Here is a 16377-nt window from a genome sequence, read left to right as displayed (position 1 = left end):
TCTTTCTAATAGGATGCAAAAATATGGATTATTAGCCACAAACCACGCTGTTGTCTTCAGTGATTTAACACTTTTTTAAGATGATAGTCAGTTGGTTTGTCATATCTAAGTCCTGCGAAACGCCTAAAAGCGTTACCTTTGTGTGACTATGGGAATACGTTCGGTTTTAAGCCGGCCGCTGGCGCGATGGGTGGTTCAGCGGCAGCAGGAGTGGATGTACCGGCCCGCCGAAACGCAGCAACGCTGGTTTCAGCACCTGGTTGGTCAGGCCCGCAATACGGAGTTCGGTGCCGACCATCGGTTCAGCGATATTCAGACGGTGGCAGACTTCCGGCAGGCGGTGCCTGTCCGTGACTACGAGGATCTAAAACCGTACATCGAGAAAGTTGTTGCTGGTGAGCCCGACATCCTGTGGACAGGCAAACCGTTGTACCTGGCCAAGACCTCGGGTACCACCTCGGGTACCAAATACATCCCGATTACCAAAGACTCCATCCCCAACCACATCAACTCGGCCCGCGATGCCCTGCTGAACTATATTTACGAGACAGGCAACGGCGACTTTCTGGATAAGAAACTGATTTTTCTGTCGGGCAGTCCGGAGCTGGACCAGAAGGGGGGCATTAACACCGGCCGCTTATCGGGTATCGTCAACCACCACGTACCGGCTTACCTGCGTACCAACCAGCTCCCGTCGTACGAAACCAACGTCATTGAGGATTGGGAAACCAAACTGGAGCGCATTATCGATGAAACGATAAACCAGCCGATGTCCCTGATCTCGGGGATACCGCCCTGGGTGCAGATGTACTTCGACCGGATTCAGGAGCGAACGGGTAAGAAAATCAAGGATGTGTTTCCCCACTTCTCGCTGTTTGTCTACGGGGGGGTCAATTTTGAGCCGTACCGCGCCAAGCTGTTCGAGACCATCGGTAAAAAGGTAGACTCCATTGAAACCTATCCGGCTTCCGAGGGTTTTATAGCCTACCAGGATACTCAGACGGAAGAGGGTCTGCTGCTGCTGCTCGACAGCGGAATTTTTTTCGAGTTTGTACCGGCGGAATCGTTTTTCGACGAGAACCCGCCCCGGCTGACGATTGATGAAGTGGAGTTAGGGAAAAACTACGCCGTAATCATCAACAACAATGCAGGCCTGTGGGGGTATTCAATCGGTGATACGGTAAAGTTTGTGTCCCGCGACCCGTATCGGCTGGTGGTGACGGGGCGAATCAAGCATTTTATCTCGGCCTTTGGTGAACACGTCATCGGCGAAGAAGTGGAGAAAGCCTTGCAGTACGCTATGGAGCGCCATCCGGAAACAGAGGTAGTGGAGTTTACCGTAGCTCCAATGGTGGCCCCTGCGGAGGGTTTACCGCATCATGAGTGGCTGATTGAGTTTGCTACGCCCCCGCATGAGGTATCTGCGTTTGTTCGTGAACTCGATTCGCGGCTAGCTGAACTAAACGTATATTACGACGACCTAATCTCAGGCAGTATTCTTCAACCGCTAAAACTAACGACGCTGCCGCGCGACACCTTCCGTAACTACATGAAATCGCTGGGTAAGCTGGGTGGGCAGAACAAGGTCCCGCGCCTGTCGAACGACCGGAAACTCGCCGAAGGACTGATGGCTATAGCGAAGCAATCACATGAATAAGAAACGCCATATCGCCATTCTTGGCTCCACCGGCTCTATTGGCACGCAGGCCATCGATGTCATCAAAGCGCATCCCGACGAATTTGAGGTAGAGGTCCTGACCGCGCACAACAATGCCGACTTGCTCATCGAACAGGCGGCCGATGTTAAGCCGAATGTGGTGGTTATCTGCAATGAAGACCTGTACGACCGGGTATTTGCCGCTCTCGACCCGCTCGGCATCAAAGTCTATGCCGGTAATAAGGCCGTAGCCTCAGTAGTGCAGATGGACAGCATTGATATGGTCCTGACCGCGATGGTGGGCTATGCCGGTCTGCTGCCGACGATCAAAGCCATTGAGGCCGGTAAGCATATTGCGCTGGCTAATAAAGAAACGCTGGTAGTGGCCGGTGAAATCATCACCCGGCTGGCGCAGGAGAAGGGGGTTAATATCTACCCCGTTGATTCCGAACACTCGGCTATCTTTCAGTGCCTGGTTGGAGAGTTTCACAACCCGATTGAGAAGATCATCCTGACCGCTTCGGGTGGTCCGTTCCGGGGCAAGACGCGGGAGTTTTTGCAGACGGTAACAAGAGAGCAGGCACTGAAGCACCCGAATTGGAGCATGGGGGCCAAGGTTACCATCGATTCGGCTACCCTGATGAACAAAGGGCTGGAAGTGATTGAAGCCAAATGGCTGTTTGCGCTTGAACCGGCGCAGATCGACGTCGTGGTGCATCCGCAGAGTATTATTCACTCGATGGTGCAGTTTGAGGATGGGAGCATAAAGGCGCAGATGGGCTTACCCGATATGCGGCTGCCGATACAGTTTGCGCTGGGGTATCCCAATAGACTAAAGTCCGATTTTCCGCGTTTCAATTTTATTGATTACCCAAAACTAACCTTCGAGCAGCCTGATCTCCAGACCTTCCGGAACCTGCAACTGGCCTACGATGCCCTGGCAAAGGGAGGTAACATGCCCTGCATCATTAATGCGGCCAACGAAATAGCCGTCGATGCCTTTCTGCACGACACCCTTGGTTTTCTGGAAATCTCCGACATAATTGAGGAATGTATGCTGAAAATCGACTACATTGGTCGCCCCGGTTACGAAGATTACGTGGAGACGGACAAAGAAACCCGGCGGGTTGCGAAGGAAAAAGTAAAAAGTTTTGTTTAAGTGATACAGGTGGTTTGACCTAAACAAACGTATCATGGATGCACTGATCTGGGGAGCCATAGCCGGAATTGTCATTACGCTGATCTTTATGTGGCTGAGGAACCGCAGATCGCCTTAAGTTGTAAATTCTTTATTTTCTAGTGTACTAAACCGAATGGAAATTTTAATAATGGCGGGGCAGCTCATTCTGGGGCTCTCCATCCTGGTGGGACTGCATGAACTGGGGCACTTACTGGCCGCCAAAATGTTTGGTATGCGGGTTGAGCAGTATTTCATTGGATTCCCGCCAAAAGTATTCAGCATTAAACGGGGCGAAACCGAATACGGCTTAGGAGCGGTCCCCCTGGGTGGCTTTGTCAAAATCTCCGGTATGATTGACGAGTCACTTGATACCGAACAGATGAAAGCGCCCCCGAAGCCCTGGGAATTTCGCGCTAAACCGGCCTGGCAGCGGCTTGTCGTGATGCTGGGTGGAATTATTGTCAACATCATTACCGGTATCGTTGTTTTTGTGGCCCTTACCTACAAAAACGGTAATACCTTCCTGGCGGCCGAAGATGCTAAATACGGTATTGTTGCCTACGATCTGGCCCGCGAGATTGGGTTGCAAACGGGCGATAGAATTGTTAAGATCAACGGGAAACCCTTTTCGGATTTCTACGCCATCCGGAGTTCAGATGTGTTCCTGGGTAACAACAGTTATTACACGGTTGAACGGAATGGTCAGTTGGTGGATGTGTACATTCCTAATAACTTCATTGAAAAACTTTCTGATAAGAAGAGTGCCGGACCGTTTGTTGAGCCCATTCAGCCTTTTAAGGTAAAGGAACTGGCACCCGACCAACCGGCCGCCCGGGCAGGTCTCCGGAAAGACGACATCATCACCAGCGTCAATGGACGGCCGATTCGGTTTTATCATGAATTCCAGGATGCGGTAAAGCCATTAGCCGGCAAGCCCATCGTCCTGGGTGTTGAGCGGAATGGTAATCCGGTTACCCTGAACCTAACCGTTACGCCAGAGGGGACTATTGGGTTTTATCCTGAATTTCTGCTGAAATACACGACGCAGGAATATACATTTGGTGAGGCAGTGGTTGTCGGTACACAGCGGGCGTTTCAGGTAGTGTATGATAACATCAAGGGCTTCGGTAAGATCTTTCGGGGTGATGTGTCGGCCTCCAAAGCTATCAGCGGTCCGATCGGTATCGCGCAGAACCTGTTCGGTGGCGTTTGGGTTTGGGAGCGGTTCTGGGCTATTACCGGTCTGCTGTCGATGGCCCTGGCCTTTATGAACGCTTTGCCGATTCCGGCGCTGGATGGCGGCCACTCGGTGCTGCTGCTGTACGAAATTGTATCGGGCCGTAAACCGTCTGACCGGTTCCTGGAAGCTGCGCAGCGGGTAGGTATGGTCATCCTGCTCGGTCTGATGGCTTTTGCTATTTTCAATGACGTATTTAAAGCTGTGTTCTGACGTTGAAGAACCCTGTCATACTAACAATAGTGATCCTGTTGCTGGCTGGCTGCCTGAGTGGTAGCCGGCCACTTTTGCTTCATGACTTTCATACCAGTCTGACCCAGATGCAGTACAACGCCAAAGAGAAGACCTTTGAGATTAGTGTTCGTATTTTTACCGACGACTTTGAAACGGCATTGACGCAGGAAAATAATGGGCAGAAGGTCAAACTGACTGCTAATGACAACAATGATCTGCTGATTGAGAAATACATTAGGAAGCATTTTGCCATTATCACTCCCCAAAAGCAGCGGAAGCCGTTTCAATACCTGGGACATGAGCCGGAGGGAGACGCTAACTGGGTGTATCTGGAGATGCCTCATCCCGAGCCATTTAAGGGCGGAACGGTTCAGTACGATGTGTTGATGGAGCTTTTTAACGACCAGGTAAACCTGTTGAATCTACAGTACCAGGGCCAGAAAAAAACGCTGATGTTCCGGAAAAATCAGCCGGTGCAGGAAATCGCCCTCTAATAATAAATTTGTTTTCGAAAGCTCTCTCAATTAATTACTTTGCAGGACAACTCTGCCTCCAATTGGTTTATGTAGTACCGGCGCTGGCATAGTGCTTGCATTACATATTCCTCCTTACCCATAGCCGTTTTTTCGACCGACATAATTTGCAGAAAGCTGCCGTTTTGGCAGATACTTATATGAACTTAACCAACGAATTAGCCACTCGACTCTTATTGACTGACACTGATCTGGATGACCTGGTAGATGTACGACTGGGTGCGCCGGAAGATATAGATGATGATTATGAATTGCCGGCCGATCTGCCCATTCTGCCGGTTCGGAATACCGTCTTGTTTCCGGGTATGGTCATACCTGTTACCGTTGGCCGTCAGAAGTCTATCCGGCTGGTCAAAAAGGCGTACAAGGGTAATCGGATCATAGGGGTAGTGGCGCAACTGAACCAGCAAAAAGATGAACCGGCTCCCGATGATCTGTACCGTATGGGGACCGTCGCGTACATCATTAAGATGATTACTTTACCCGACGGTAACATTACGATCATTATTCAGGGCAAGAAGCGTTTTGAAATTCAGCAGATAACCCAGGAAGATCCTTACATGGCCGCGTCGGTGAAGCAGATTGATGACCACTTCCCCGGTGCCAACAAGAAAGAAGGTAAGGCGCTGCTTCAATCGGTAAAGGAGGCCGCCTATAAAATTCTGCGTTTGAACCCTGAGATTCCGCAGGAGGCTCGTATCGCCCTCGATAATATCGAGAGCCCGATGTTTTTGCTGCACTTCCTGTCGTCCAACATCAACGCCGAAGTGCAGGACAAACAGCGGTTGCTGGAGCTGCTCGACGGTGCCCAGCAGGCTACATTGCTCCTGGAGTATATGCTGCGCGAGGTGCAATTGCTGGAACTGAAACGGGAGATACAAACTAAAGCCAGTTCTGATATTGACCAGCAGCAGCGGGATTATTTCCTGCGCCAGCAGATCAAAGTGTTACAGGATGAACTGGGCATGGACAGCCCCGACCGCGACCTGGAGGAAATCCGGATTCGGGCGGATCACAAGCGCTGGTCAACCGAGACGCGGGCCCATTTCGATAAAGAACTTTCCAAGCTTCAGCGTATAAACCCCATGGCTCCGGAATACCCGGTGACGATGAACTACATCGAACTGATGGTTGATCTGCCCTGGAATGAATACACCAAAGACAACTTCGACCTGAAACGAGCGCAGAAGATTCTGGATGCCGATCACTTCGGGCTCGAAAAAGTAAAGGAGCGGATTATTGAATACCTGGCCGTTCTGAAAATGAAGAACGACATGAAGGCACCGATCCTTTGTCTGTACGGTCCTCCGGGTGTTGGTAAAACCTCGCTGGGGCGTTCCATTGCAAAAGCATTGGGCCGGAAATACAGCCGTATGGCATTAGGTGGCGTACACGATGAGGCTGAGATACGTGGTCACCGCAAGACCTATATTGGGGCTATGCCAGGCAAGATCGTGCAGAACATCCGGAAATGCGGCTCCTCGAATCCGGTGTTTATTCTGGATGAAATTGATAAGGTAAGTTCCGATTTTCGGGGAGATCCGTCGTCGGCTTTGCTGGAGGTACTCGATCCGGAGCAGAATTCAACATTCACTGATAACTATCTGGAAGTAGAGTACGACCTGTCGCGGGTGCTGTTTATTGCCACGGCCAACTCGCTCGATACCATTCACCCCGCCCTGCGTGACCGGATGGAGATCATCGATATCGCCGGCTACACGGTCGAGGAGAAGATTCAGATTGCCAAGAAATACCTGATTCCAAAGCAGCGGAAAGATCACGGCCTGAAGCCAAAAGATCTGACTATTGACGATAAAGCCATCCAGCGAATCATTGAAGGGTATACCCGTGAGTCCGGTGTACGGAACCTGGAACAGAAGATTGGTGCCTTGGTCCGGAAAGTAACCAAGGCTATTGCATTGGAAGAAGAGTACCCGCGGACGATCAAACCCGCTGATGTACAGAAGATGCTCGGGGCTGAGATTTTTGATAAAGACCTGTATTCGGACGATGACATTGCCGGTATGGTAACGGGCCTGGCCTGGACGCAGGTAGGCGGGGAGATCCTGATGATCGAATCCAGCCTGAGCCGGGGCAAAGGCGTACTGACCCTCTCAGGCCAGTTAGGTGAGGTAATGAAAGAATCCGCCATCACGGCGCTCTCGTACCTGAAAGCGCATGCCGAAGAGTTGGCTATTGACTATCGCATCTTCAGTTGTTATGATTTGCACGTGCATGTGCCGGCTGGAGCCGTGCCCAAAGATGGGCCCTCGGCCGGGATTACCATGCTAACCTCAATGGCTTCTATCTACACCCAGCGCAAGGTGCGGCCGTTCCTGGCGATGACGGGCGAGATTACCCTACGGGGTAAGGTGCTGCCGGTGGGTGGTATCAAGGAAAAGATTCTGGCGGCTAACCGGGCCGGGGTGAAAGAAATCATCCTGTGCAGCAAAAACCGGAAAGATGTGGAGGAGATCAATATGACCTATATTAAGGATCTCTCATTCCATTATGTCGATAATGTGGATCAGGTGCTGGAAATTGCTTTGCTGCCGCACAAGGTAAGCAAACCCATGCATTTTATCCTGCCCGAAGAGCGTGAGGTAGAGAAAGCTGCATACTAATTTTTTGACAGCCCACAACCGAGCCGGTTGTGGGCTGTTCCTTTCTTCCAGTTTGTTAAGTCATGCTTGAGTTCCAACGCTTATCGGCCGTCTACCAGGAGACGCTTCTGGGTGTAATTGCGCCCTTCTGGCTCAGGCATAGTGCTGATCAAACCTGCGGGGGATACTTTAATGTGCTGACAAATACCGGGGAGGCAATTGATGCCGACAAAACCATTGCGCTACAGGCCCAACAGGTATGGGCGTTTGCCACTCTCTACAAACAGGTCGATGCCAAAGCGACCTATCTGGAGCACGCCCTGCACGGTACCAACTTTCTCTCCAATTATGCCCACGATCACAAGCTAAACTGCTACAGCGTAGTGGACCGGCGCGGTCGTCCGGTGGCTCCGGCTGCGGATGTACTACCGGATTGTGCCGTAGCGCAGGCATATGTAAGGGTATTTGAGGCTACTGCTAACGATGAATGGGCGATGCTGGCCAAACAGACGCTTCAGAATCTGCTGAGACGGCGGCTGGCGGTACGAACTAAAAAGGCACAGGACCTCGGCGGTTTTCGGCAGTGGCAGCATCTGAGCGAACCGGTAGCGGTACTGAAAGTACTCCTCGATACTAAAGAACTGTTGAGCGAGGAGAGTTGGAAAGAAGCCATTGGTGATGTGTTGCACGAACTGCTGCACGAGTTTACGGACCGCCGTGCCGACCTGCTACGTGAATACGTATTACCGGAAGGATCGTTCAGTAACACACCTCAGGGGCGTCGGCTAAGCCCTGGCCTGACGTTTCAGGCGGTCGGTTGCCTGCTGGACCTGGCGCATCTAACCAATAACCGCAAGCTTTCCATGCAGGCGGTAGCCTGGAGCCTACGGCTGGCCGAGTGGGCCTGGGATGCTGCTTTGGGCGGTTTTGTGCAGTGGGTCGATATGAAGGATCAGCCGGTACTGGAGCCGACGGTAAATCACCGAATGGCCTGGATCCACCTGGAGGCTCTGGCCGCTTTTATCAAAGGCTACTTATACACGCACCATCCTGAATGCCCCAAATGGTTCAAGCGGGTACACGACTATACGTTCGCTAGCTTTGCCGATCCTGCTAACCAGGGCTGGTACCCGGCCGTTGATGCCAAAGGCCAGCCTGTGCTCCCTGCCAAAGCCACTCCTACCGAAGGTTGCTACCATCTGGTGAAGTGCCTGTATGAAACATGGCAGACGCTCGACCAGTGTGCATTACTACAGCCGGCCAGCCGGTATGCCCGTACCTACCGATAAGCCCGCTTTTCAAAACCTGGTGTCTTACGTTATATGGCATCACGGGTAAGCTGTATATTGCAAGCCCAACACCCCAGCGTTGCTGACATGACTACCCTCGAAAACGACTACCTCCGAATAGATATCCAATGGAAGGGAGCCGAACTGGCTTCCATTTACGACAAAACCACCGAAACTGAACACCTCTGGCAGGCGAATCCGGATGTTTGGCCCTGGCACGGCCCCAATTTGTTCCCAGTAGTCGGTGGCTGCCTGAACAACCAGATTGTAGTGGATGGTAATCGCTACCCTATGGAGCGCCACGGCTTTGCCCGCCATTCGACGTTTGACCTTACCGACTCATCGGAAACAGTCGCCCGGTTTTCACTACGAGCTAATGAATCTACCCTGGCAGCGTATCCCTATCAATTCAATTATGAAATCTGGTATGAGCTGGAAGACCGGCTGCTGAAGGTCGCTTACCGGGTGACTAATGAAGACGACCAGCCCATCTACTTTTCGGTAGGAGCCCATCCGGCGTTCAATGTGCCTTTCTATCCGGACGAAACCTACGAAGACTATTACCTGGAGTTTGAACTGGATGAGCCGCTGGAACGACACCTGCTTTCTAAAGAGGGCTTCTTCACCGGCGAAACCCAAGCGGTACATATACACAACCGACGGCTGCCGCTCACACAAGACCTGTTTGCTCAGGATGCGCTGGTATTTAAGAACCTGTCGAGCCGGCAGGTGACAATCCGGAGTATTAACCATGACCAGATCGTTTCGGTATCCTTTCTACCTTTCAATTACCTGGGTATCTGGGCCAAACCGGGTGCGCCGTTTGTGTGTATTGAGCCTTGGCTGGGTTGTGCCGATACTGAAGGCCGGTTGGTTGACATCCGGGAGAAAGAAGCCATTCAGCGGGTAGATCCGGGCCAGCTATTTGAAGCCGCTTTCATTGTCGGCATCAGTCCGCATGACGCCCAATAAAGGCCTAGTGACCTGTTGTTTGTTTACTAGCAAAATTGTCTATTTCATACCCTTATTTAACACCTTATTTTCATGAAACTACTAACCATTCTGTTATTCCTATTTCCTATGCTTGCCCAGGTTCAGGCTCAGCCCAAAGAAATACTTTACGTCGGTACCTACTCTACCCGTGGCAGCGAAGGCATCTATGTGTATTCGTTCGACCGGAAGACTGGAGCGCTGGAGCGACTTCAGGGTATCACACAAGGCAAAAGTCCTTCTTTTCTGGCGGTTCACCCTTCCGGCCGGTTTTTGTACGCCGTCAACGAAGGCGATCAGCAGGGGGAGAATAAGTCCGGCACCGTCAGCGCTTACCGCATCGATCCGGCCACCGGCAAGCTGACGTACATCAACCAGCAATCCTCCCACGGTGGTGCCCCCTGCCACATCAGCATCGACAAGACCGGTAAACTGGCTTTTATATCCAACTACAGCGGAGGCAGCCTTACCATGCTGCCCATAGCCGCCGATGGCTCATTAGGTACCGAAACGGACCATGTTCAGCATAACGGAAGCGGTGCCAATAAATCGCGTCAGGAGAAACCGCATGTTCACTCGGCCATTCTCTCACCCGACGAGCGTTTTGTTTACGTATCCGATCTTGGCACTGATAAGGTGTATATCTATGAAATCGACAAAGCGAAGGGGAAGCTGAAGCCGGCTCAGACACCGCATGTCTCCGTAGCTCCTGGTTCGGGGCCACGGCATTTTACCATTCACCCGAACGGGAAATATGCCTACCTGGTCGAAGAAATTATTTCAGCGGTAGCCAGTTTCTCGCGGGATAGCAAGACCGGAGCCCTGACGCTGATGCAGGATCAGGTAAAAGCGCTAAAAGACGAGTTTGATCCTAAAAATTCCGGTGCTGATATTCATACCGATCCTATGGGCCGGTACCTGTACGAATCCATCCGGGGCAAACATTTGCTGGCCATTTTCAGCATCGGCAACGACGGCAAAATTCAACTGATCGGTCAGCAGGATACCCAGGGCAAAACACCACGTAACTTTTTGGTCGATGACCGGGGCGAGTTTGTACTGGCCGCCAACCAGGACAGCGACAACGTCGTGGTGTTTAAATTGGAAGCCAAAACCGGTAAGCTGACCCCCACCGGAACAGAGATTAAGGTACCCGCCCCGGTGTGTCTGAAGATGCTGACGCTTAAATGATTGCTATTGTAAAAAGGTAAAATAATAAAAGCACCAAACCAAATTCTCCTTAGCTGGTTAAAATAGTGCAGTAACAACAAAAAGACACCCTCGGGACCTGGGTTGTAACGGGGTATGGTTTAACGGATTGAATGCACTACAATTATGGAAGGGAATGTTGCTTTTGTATTAGAACTACTGTTTATACTCTCGTTTTTTCTGCTGTGCGTGTGGTTGGCCGTGCGGTCAGACAATGAGACGAATGCGCAGCAGGTACTGGTTACAGCGCCTGTGCCGGCCTCGTATTTTGAGGAGGTAAAGCAGCGAAATGTGTCGCTGCTGGAGAAGGGTTATTACCTGCTGAAGCAGAAAGGGCAGATGCCAATAAGCTGGGTTCGCCGGCAGACGCTGATCCATATCAAAGCGTCGCGGGAACGGCAACTGGAACGCATCGAGCAGGATTATCGCATGAATCGCATCTCGGAAGCGCAGTACCTGGAGTTGATGGACCAGATCCTGGATTTGCTGAATCTGGAAAAGGCAACGCAGGCAGAAGAAGTGCTGGATTAACCGAAGCAGGAAAGGGCCCACAGCCACACCCGGCTGGCACCGTCTTTTCCTGCTTCGTTTCTTAGCAACTGCCCGTTTTTTGTTAACTGATCCAGCAACGCACCCTGGCTTTAGGGCTTCTTTTCGTAAAATTCTATTTTTGCCATATAAATCCGATAAATATGGCAGCGTTAAGCCCTAAAGAGTTGGCCCAGATGATTGCCAACGCCGAGCGAATTGAACAGAGCCGCGAAGAAGCGAATACCGTCGACGGCGAATACCACTACGACGATCGGCAGACGACCCAGCCCCCGTCGTTTCACCACCCCGAAATCCAATGGCTTTACAGCCACGGGTTTAATATACCTGAAGAAAAGCTACAAACGATACTCGCCCTGCCCCGTCCGACGCTAACCGAGGATCTGTCGAAAGTCATGCTGGACATCCTGTACCGGCTGAACTATTTTGGCGAGCAGGACTGGACCCCGGAAACCCACTCCTTTGCGTCTCATGCCCTGCTCCTGATGGCCGAACTGAAGGCCGGGGAATGTTTACCCGCTGTGCTTGAAACCCTGCGCCAGGATACAGACTTTCAGGAGTTCTGGTTTGCCGATTGGCTGGATGATACCTACGGGCGCTATTTTTGGAGTGTCGCAGACCGGCAATTTACGGTGCTTAGGAATTTCCTGATCGAACCCAATGTCAATACCTATGCCAAGGCCGTGGTCTCCAGTGCGTATTGCCAGTGGGCACTGGCCCAACCGGAGCGCCGGCAGATTGCGTTGGCCTGGTACAAAGAGGTGTTTGAATACCTGATCCGCCACGCCGACAATCCCGATTTGCTGGATACCGACCTGATGGGATTTCTGATTTCCGAGATAAGCGATTTACAGCTTCACGAATTACTTCCATTGGTGGCCGAAGCGTTCGAGCAGGGGCTGGTAACGGATATGATCGTGGGTAACTACGCCGACGTTGAGCAGAAAATGAATGATCCGGAGCCTGACGACCGGCGTTTTGCCTGGCGGACTTTAAAAGAGCAATACGCGTATCTGGACAATCCGCAACCCTATCATGAGGCTAAGCTAAAGGAACTCGACTCAAAGCTGGCGGCTGCCGCACCACCGGCGGTACCTAAGCTGGCAACGTCAACGCCCTTCTATGAATCCAGTGAACCATACCGGGTCGAACCGAAACTAGGGCGCAATGAAAAGGTATCGGTACGTTACAATGACGGTAAAGTAATCTACGATGTAAAGTACAAGAAAGTGGAAGCTGATCTGAACGCAGGTAAGTGTACGCTACTGTAAGGGCCGCTCAGTTTCTTGTGGACTCCTCCGGCACAATTCCCTGAGCGGTGGCATTAATGGTCTTTACCACATCTGCCAATTCTTTAGGTGGGGTGGTATGGTCGAAGAAGTTAGACTCATACGTTTTTTCTGCGGCCAGCACGGTAACCTGCGAGATGTAAGCGGCATCGACAGCAGAACGCTCGGTTCTGGTCTTAATAGAGGGCAGGTCGGCCAGCCTGATAGGGCGGAGGCTTTCCAGAAGTTGCTTCCATTGTTGCGGCTGCGTCTGGCGACTATAAACTTTGTCGTTGATAGTAACCTGCGTCTGTTTTTGCGTCACGGTGATTACTTTTCGGTAGCCGCGGGTATGTTCAGACAGCGTTACAGATTCTACCGAATCAGACAGATTCGTGCTGGAACAGGCTGCTGCAAGGAACATTAAAAGCAGAATGAATTTCATAAGGAAAGCGCTCGCGTACGAGGTGGGCTGGTTTATAGTAAAGCGTTTTGATAAAAGGGTTTCCTGGTACACCGGCCGCAAATATAGTCCTGACACGCGTTCTCTGAAATACAATTGACATTTTGCAATGTGCCAACTGGTTGCCGCCCGATCGACGGAACTTACTCGGAATTACTTCCCTCTTCTTTTATCCGGATGCGCCGTCGGTTCAGGCGGAACAGTCCCGGCCGGTTTTCCTCCGGCGTTTCATCGCCTAAAAGCAGGCCCCAGGGTTCGAGCCCTTCTACCCTGTCGAATATGGCTTTCATAATGGCGATGGCCGGAATGGACAGAAACATACCTGCTACGCCCGCCAGCGCTCCACCGACCAATACACCGATAATCGACACCAAGGCATTAATACGTACCTTGGAGGCTACAATAAGCGGTACCAGCAGGTTATTGTCGATAATCTGCACGACGATAAATACGCCTAATACCCCTAATAAGGTACCTACATCCTGATGGTTGATCAGTGTAACGGCTACGGCCATGAAGGTGGCAACAATGCCGCCAATGTAGGGAATCAGGTTCAGAATGGCTGCTACCACGCTCATCAGAATAGCATATTCTACGCCCAGCAGGAGTAACCCTATGGAGTTCAGAGCCGCAACGCTGGCAGTTTCGATCAGCAAACCAACCATGTAGCTCTGAATGATGCTCTTGACCTGACCCAGTACCTCCCTTACCCGTTTGAAATGCTGCTTAGCAAATAAGGCAATCAGAAAATTGAGCAGCATGGTCCGGTAATACAGTAGCAAAAAGACATAAAAGGGCATCAGTAGCAGCGTACCCAGCGGTCCGGTAATCATGCCCAGGGTTTCGGCCCCCTGTAGGCTTTCCAGGGTCTGGGCCTGGGCCTTTTTGAGGTACTGCTCCTGCTGACTATAAGTAAGGTTGTACTCCCGGCGAATCCAGCGCCGGACGTTGCGGTACACATCATTAAAACTTTGTTTAAGTCGGGGTAAATCGTCGGTAAATTCAGATAGCTGAACAGATAGCATAAAGGTAATACCGGCGACTACCGTAATTGCCAGGGCTACAGCCATAAGGATCGCCATGACTTTGTGCATCCCCCGACGAATAAACCAGTTTTCGACCGGGCGTAGCAGGACCGCCAGGAGACCTGATAGCGCCAGGGGTACCAGTATATCCTGCCCGAAGTAAATCGCTGCGGTAATGATGGCTAAGGAGAGTAAGGAGTGAGACAGGCGGTGGTAAAATGGTCTCGGCGTATCGGGTATCATAAAGCTGGCCTCTGATAAATAAAGGTGCAAATTAGAGTGTATTTGCCGGAATGTACGCAGCAGGGAAAAATACCTATTAACGGCAGGAAAGATAAAGGCTAAAAAAGCGTGTAGCCAGAAAAGCAACAGGGGCTGGAGAGGTGTCTGTCAGGTCAATAGCGGCACCGGTCCACCCATATCCGGGATTCGGTCAGATTAACGGGCGGGCGGGTCTCCGCCAGGCTAATTTTGTATAAAGATAATCAGCCACACAACCAGAAAATACCATGAAAACGCTAATCGCTCTTTTAGCTGGCCTGCTCGTTACGTCGCTGACTTACGGCGGGCAAACACCCGAAAAGACATTCTATTTCACTACATCTGATAGTACCCGGCTGTATGTTCGTATGGCCGGACAGGGTGAGCCCTGCCTGTTTCTGCACGGTGGTCCGGGTTCTACTAGCCACTACTTTGAGGCTTCCGGCGGGCACAACGTCGAAGCGTTCATGCGCATGATCTATATCGATCTGCGAGGGAGTGGCCGCTCGGGCAGTGCGCCTTCCGCAGACTATTCCATTGCCCGGCTGGAAAAAGATCTGGAAGAACTACGGCAGTATTTAGGCCTGGATAACTGGTCGGTGATGGGACACTCCTTTGCCGGCTTGCTGATGACCAACTATGGCGCACACCACAAGGCGCATGTGCGTTCAATGATTTACGTAAATACGACGCTTGACCTGCCCCGTTCAGCCGAAAGCTGGATCGACTTTGGCATCCGGGAGCTGAAAATTGCGGATACAAAGCCGTATAAAGATCCGGCGGTACCTGTCATGGAGCGGATGGGCCGCATCAGTCAGCAACTCGAAGAAAACAAAGTCTGGTATAAGCTGATGTTTAAAACCCCGCAGGCTAAAGCCCTGAGCGATTCGGTAAGCTTTAAAGCGATCCCCAATTTCAACGGCGAGTATGGCATGAAAGTGTGGGGTAATGGTGAGTACATGCAGGATATGACACCCCTGACGGCTCAGATTTCGGTACCGGTGCTGGTTATTGCCGGTGCGCAGGACTATGCCGTTGGCCCGACGCACTATACCGCTTTTCGCTTTCCCAAAGCACGGCTGGTGATCTATGAAGGTGGGCACGCGCCGTACCAGGAAAGCCCGGACTGGTTTATCGAAAACGTGCGGAAGTTTATCCGGAAGCAGCCGGTAGGCGTGTCCCTTTTGTGAGATAACCCAGGATTTAGCAACCCAAACCGGGTCGTATCTGGTTATAGAGGAAAAGGCAGCTATATGGAGGCAATGCAGGTACGTGCCCGGTTTCACGAATTGATAGACCGGATTGAAGATACCGACCGATTAAAAACGATATTTGACGCCTTGGCGGATGCCGATCAGCTACCTGCTGAAGTGACCGACGAGCTCATTGATGAGCAGCGGCAGCGGCTCGAACTTTCCCTGGAACAGGTAAAAACAGGCGAGGTAGTCAGGCACCAGGATGTTAAGAAAACGATCTCCCGATGGCTAAAATAATCTGGACTCGGGAGGCTACCCGGGAGCTACAGGCGCTCGTGACGTATCTCCGCAGTAACTGGTCGAAGGCCGTAGCCGAGGAATTTATCGGTACGCTGGATGATAAGCTGAAGCTGCTTCAGGAAATTCCCGATACGGGTGTAGCCTCCTACGAATATGACACGGTACGGCGGCTCCTGATCGCCCGCAACCGGGTGCTTTATTACCAGACAGCAGGAGACGCGATCTATATCCTGAACGTGTTCGACCTCCTCTCCGATCAGGAAGAGAACCCTTATTTCGATAGTTAAAAGCAGGGGCGGAACTATCGTAAAATTTCCGGCCCGATGTATGTGCTTCCACGTGGAAATTACTAGTTTTAGCGATGTTGCATAACTAACAAACTA

The 16377-nt window shown here is 51.5% G+C and carries 15 protein-coding genes; 13 read left to right on the top strand and 2 right to left on the bottom strand.

From position 1 onward, the window contains the following. The first annotated feature begins 148 nt into the window (after nt 1-148). From ABD949_RS01015 to ABD949_RS00970, 10 genes are all read left to right on the top strand, one after another. Nucleotides 149-1657 (top strand): GH3 auxin-responsive promoter family protein, encoded by a 1509-nt coding sequence (locus ABD949_RS01015; protein WP_345239748.1) that lies wholly within the window; start codon nt 149-151, stop codon nt 1655-1657. Then, nucleotides 1650-2816, top strand: a complete 1167-nt coding sequence (locus ABD949_RS01010; RefSeq protein WP_345239746.1) for a 1-deoxy-D-xylulose-5-phosphate reductoisomerase — start codon at nt 1650-1652, stop codon at nt 2814-2816. Before ABD949_RS01015 ends, ABD949_RS01010 begins: the two co-directional genes overlap by 8 nt. Before the next feature lie 154 nt (nt 2817-2970). Then, nucleotides 2971-4287 carry an RIP metalloprotease RseP gene (gene rseP, locus ABD949_RS01005; protein WP_345239745.1) on the top strand — a complete coding sequence of 439 codons (1317 nt, stop codon included), beginning with the start codon at nt 2971-2973 and terminating at the stop codon, nt 4285-4287. A gap of 2 nt (nt 4288-4289) precedes the next feature. Beyond that, nucleotides 4290-4802 (top strand): DUF6702 family protein, encoded by a 513-nt coding sequence (locus tag ABD949_RS01000; protein ID WP_345239743.1) that lies wholly within the window; start codon nt 4290-4292, stop codon nt 4800-4802. A gap of 179 nt (nt 4803-4981) precedes the next feature. Then, a complete protein-coding gene (gene lon / locus ABD949_RS00995) occupies nt 4982-7465 on the top strand; it encodes an endopeptidase La (protein ID WP_345239742.1) in 2484 nt (827 codons plus the stop codon). Nucleotides 7466-7527: 62 nt separating this feature from the next. Next, nucleotides 7528-8733 carry an AGE family epimerase/isomerase gene (locus ABD949_RS00990; RefSeq protein ID WP_345239740.1) on the top strand — a complete coding sequence of 402 codons (1206 nt, stop codon included), beginning with the start codon at nt 7528-7530 and terminating at the stop codon, nt 8731-8733. Nucleotides 8734-8820: 87 nt separating this feature from the next. Further along, nucleotides 8821-9705, top strand: coding sequence for an aldose 1-epimerase family protein (locus tag ABD949_RS00985; protein ID WP_345239739.1), 885 nt, complete (start codon nt 8821-8823; stop codon nt 9703-9705). 72 nt (nt 9706-9777) lie between these two features. Then, a complete protein-coding gene (locus ABD949_RS00980; RefSeq protein WP_345239737.1) occupies nt 9778-10914 on the top strand; it encodes a lactonase family protein in 1137 nt (378 codons plus the stop codon). Nucleotides 10915-11058: 144 nt separating this feature from the next. Beyond that, nucleotides 11059-11463, top strand: a complete 405-nt coding sequence (locus ABD949_RS00975) for a hypothetical protein (protein WP_345239735.1) — start codon at nt 11059-11061, stop codon at nt 11461-11463. A 161-nt stretch (nt 11464-11624) separates the two neighbouring features. Next, a complete protein-coding gene (locus tag ABD949_RS00970) occupies nt 11625-12752 on the top strand; it encodes a DUF1186 domain-containing protein (RefSeq protein WP_345239733.1) in 1128 nt (375 codons plus the stop codon). Between the two features lie 7 nt (nt 12753-12759). Here ABD949_RS00970 and ABD949_RS00965 read toward each other — a convergent pair whose 3' ends face one another. Both ABD949_RS00965 and ABD949_RS00960 read right to left on the bottom strand, forming a co-directional pair. Continuing rightward, entirely contained in the window at nt 12760-13173 is a 414-nt protein-coding gene (locus ABD949_RS00965; protein ID WP_345239732.1) for a hypothetical protein, read from the bottom strand. 182 nt (nt 13174-13355) lie between these two features. After that, a complete protein-coding gene (locus ABD949_RS00960; RefSeq protein ID WP_345239731.1) occupies nt 13356-14480 on the bottom strand; it encodes an AI-2E family transporter in 1125 nt (374 codons plus the stop codon). A 266-nt stretch (nt 14481-14746) separates the two neighbouring features. On the opposite strand from ABD949_RS00960, the gene ABD949_RS00955 reads away from it, so the two are divergent. The 3 genes from ABD949_RS00955 to ABD949_RS00945 all read left to right on the top strand — a co-directional run bounded on the left by ABD949_RS00955 (nt 14747) and on the right by ABD949_RS00945 (nt 16281). After that, nucleotides 14747-15688: an alpha/beta fold hydrolase gene (locus tag ABD949_RS00955; protein ID WP_345239729.1), complete on the top strand. Its 942-nt coding sequence runs from the start codon at nt 14747-14749 to the stop codon at nt 15686-15688. Nucleotides 15689-15751: 63 nt separating this feature from the next. Further along, the gene (locus ABD949_RS00950) at nt 15752-15991 is read left to right on the top strand and encodes a hypothetical protein (protein ID WP_345239727.1); all 240 of its coding nucleotides are present in this window, start codon (nt 15752-15754) and stop codon (nt 15989-15991) included. Further along, nucleotides 15979-16281, top strand: a complete 303-nt coding sequence (locus ABD949_RS00945) for a type II toxin-antitoxin system RelE/ParE family toxin (protein WP_345239726.1) — start codon at nt 15979-15981, stop codon at nt 16279-16281. The genes ABD949_RS00950 and ABD949_RS00945 overlap by 13 nt, the downstream gene beginning before the upstream one ends. The last annotated feature ends 96 nt before the right edge of the window (nt 16282-16377 follow it).

Origin of the sequence: Nibrella saemangeumensis, from assembly GCF_039541915.1 — a bacterium.
Classification (GTDB): domain Bacteria; phylum Bacteroidota; class Bacteroidia; order Cytophagales; family Spirosomataceae; genus Nibrella; species Nibrella saemangeumensis.
The sequence above is the reverse complement of the archived record's forward strand: the minus strand, read 5'-3'. Positions and strand labels throughout refer to the sequence as shown.

What these genes read in the sequence shown, in the direction of transcription:
- rseP (WP_345239745.1), top strand. Translation starts at nt 2,971, where the DNA reads ATGGAAATTTTAATAATGGCGGGGCAGCTCATTCTGGGGCTCTCCATC.
- ABD949_RS00955 (WP_345239729.1), top strand. Translation starts at nt 14,747, where the DNA reads ATGAAAACGCTAATCGCTCTTTTAGCTGGCCTGCTCGTTACGTCGCTG.
- ABD949_RS00950 (WP_345239727.1), top strand. Translation starts at nt 15,752, where the DNA reads ATGGAGGCAATGCAGGTACGTGCCCGGTTTCACGAATTGATAGACCGG.
- ABD949_RS00945 (WP_345239726.1), top strand. Translation starts at nt 15,979, where the DNA reads ATGGCTAAAATAATCTGGACTCGGGAGGCTACCCGGGAGCTACAGGCG.
- ABD949_RS01010 (WP_345239746.1), top strand. Translation starts at nt 1,650, where the DNA reads ATGAATAAGAAACGCCATATCGCCATTCTTGGCTCCACCGGCTCTATT.
- ABD949_RS01015 (WP_345239748.1), top strand. Translation starts at nt 149, where the DNA reads ATGGGAATACGTTCGGTTTTAAGCCGGCCGCTGGCGCGATGGGTGGTT.
- ABD949_RS00985 (WP_345239739.1), top strand. Translation starts at nt 8,821, where the DNA reads ATGACTACCCTCGAAAACGACTACCTCCGAATAGATATCCAATGGAAG.
- ABD949_RS00960 (WP_345239731.1), bottom strand. Translation starts at nt 14,480, where the DNA reads ATGATACCCGATACGCCGAGACCATTTTACCACCGCCTGTCTCACTCC.
- ABD949_RS00990 (WP_345239740.1), top strand. Translation starts at nt 7,528, where the DNA reads ATGCTTGAGTTCCAACGCTTATCGGCCGTCTACCAGGAGACGCTTCTG.
- ABD949_RS00965 (WP_345239732.1), bottom strand. Translation starts at nt 13,173, where the DNA reads ATGTTCCTTGCAGCAGCCTGTTCCAGCACGAATCTGTCTGATTCGGTA.
- lon (WP_345239742.1), top strand. Translation starts at nt 4,982, where the DNA reads ATGAACTTAACCAACGAATTAGCCACTCGACTCTTATTGACTGACACT.
- ABD949_RS00980 (WP_345239737.1), top strand. Translation starts at nt 9,778, where the DNA reads ATGAAACTACTAACCATTCTGTTATTCCTATTTCCTATGCTTGCCCAG.
- ABD949_RS00970 (WP_345239733.1), top strand. Translation starts at nt 11,625, where the DNA reads ATGGCAGCGTTAAGCCCTAAAGAGTTGGCCCAGATGATTGCCAACGCC.
- ABD949_RS00975 (WP_345239735.1), top strand. Translation starts at nt 11,059, where the DNA reads ATGGAAGGGAATGTTGCTTTTGTATTAGAACTACTGTTTATACTCTCG.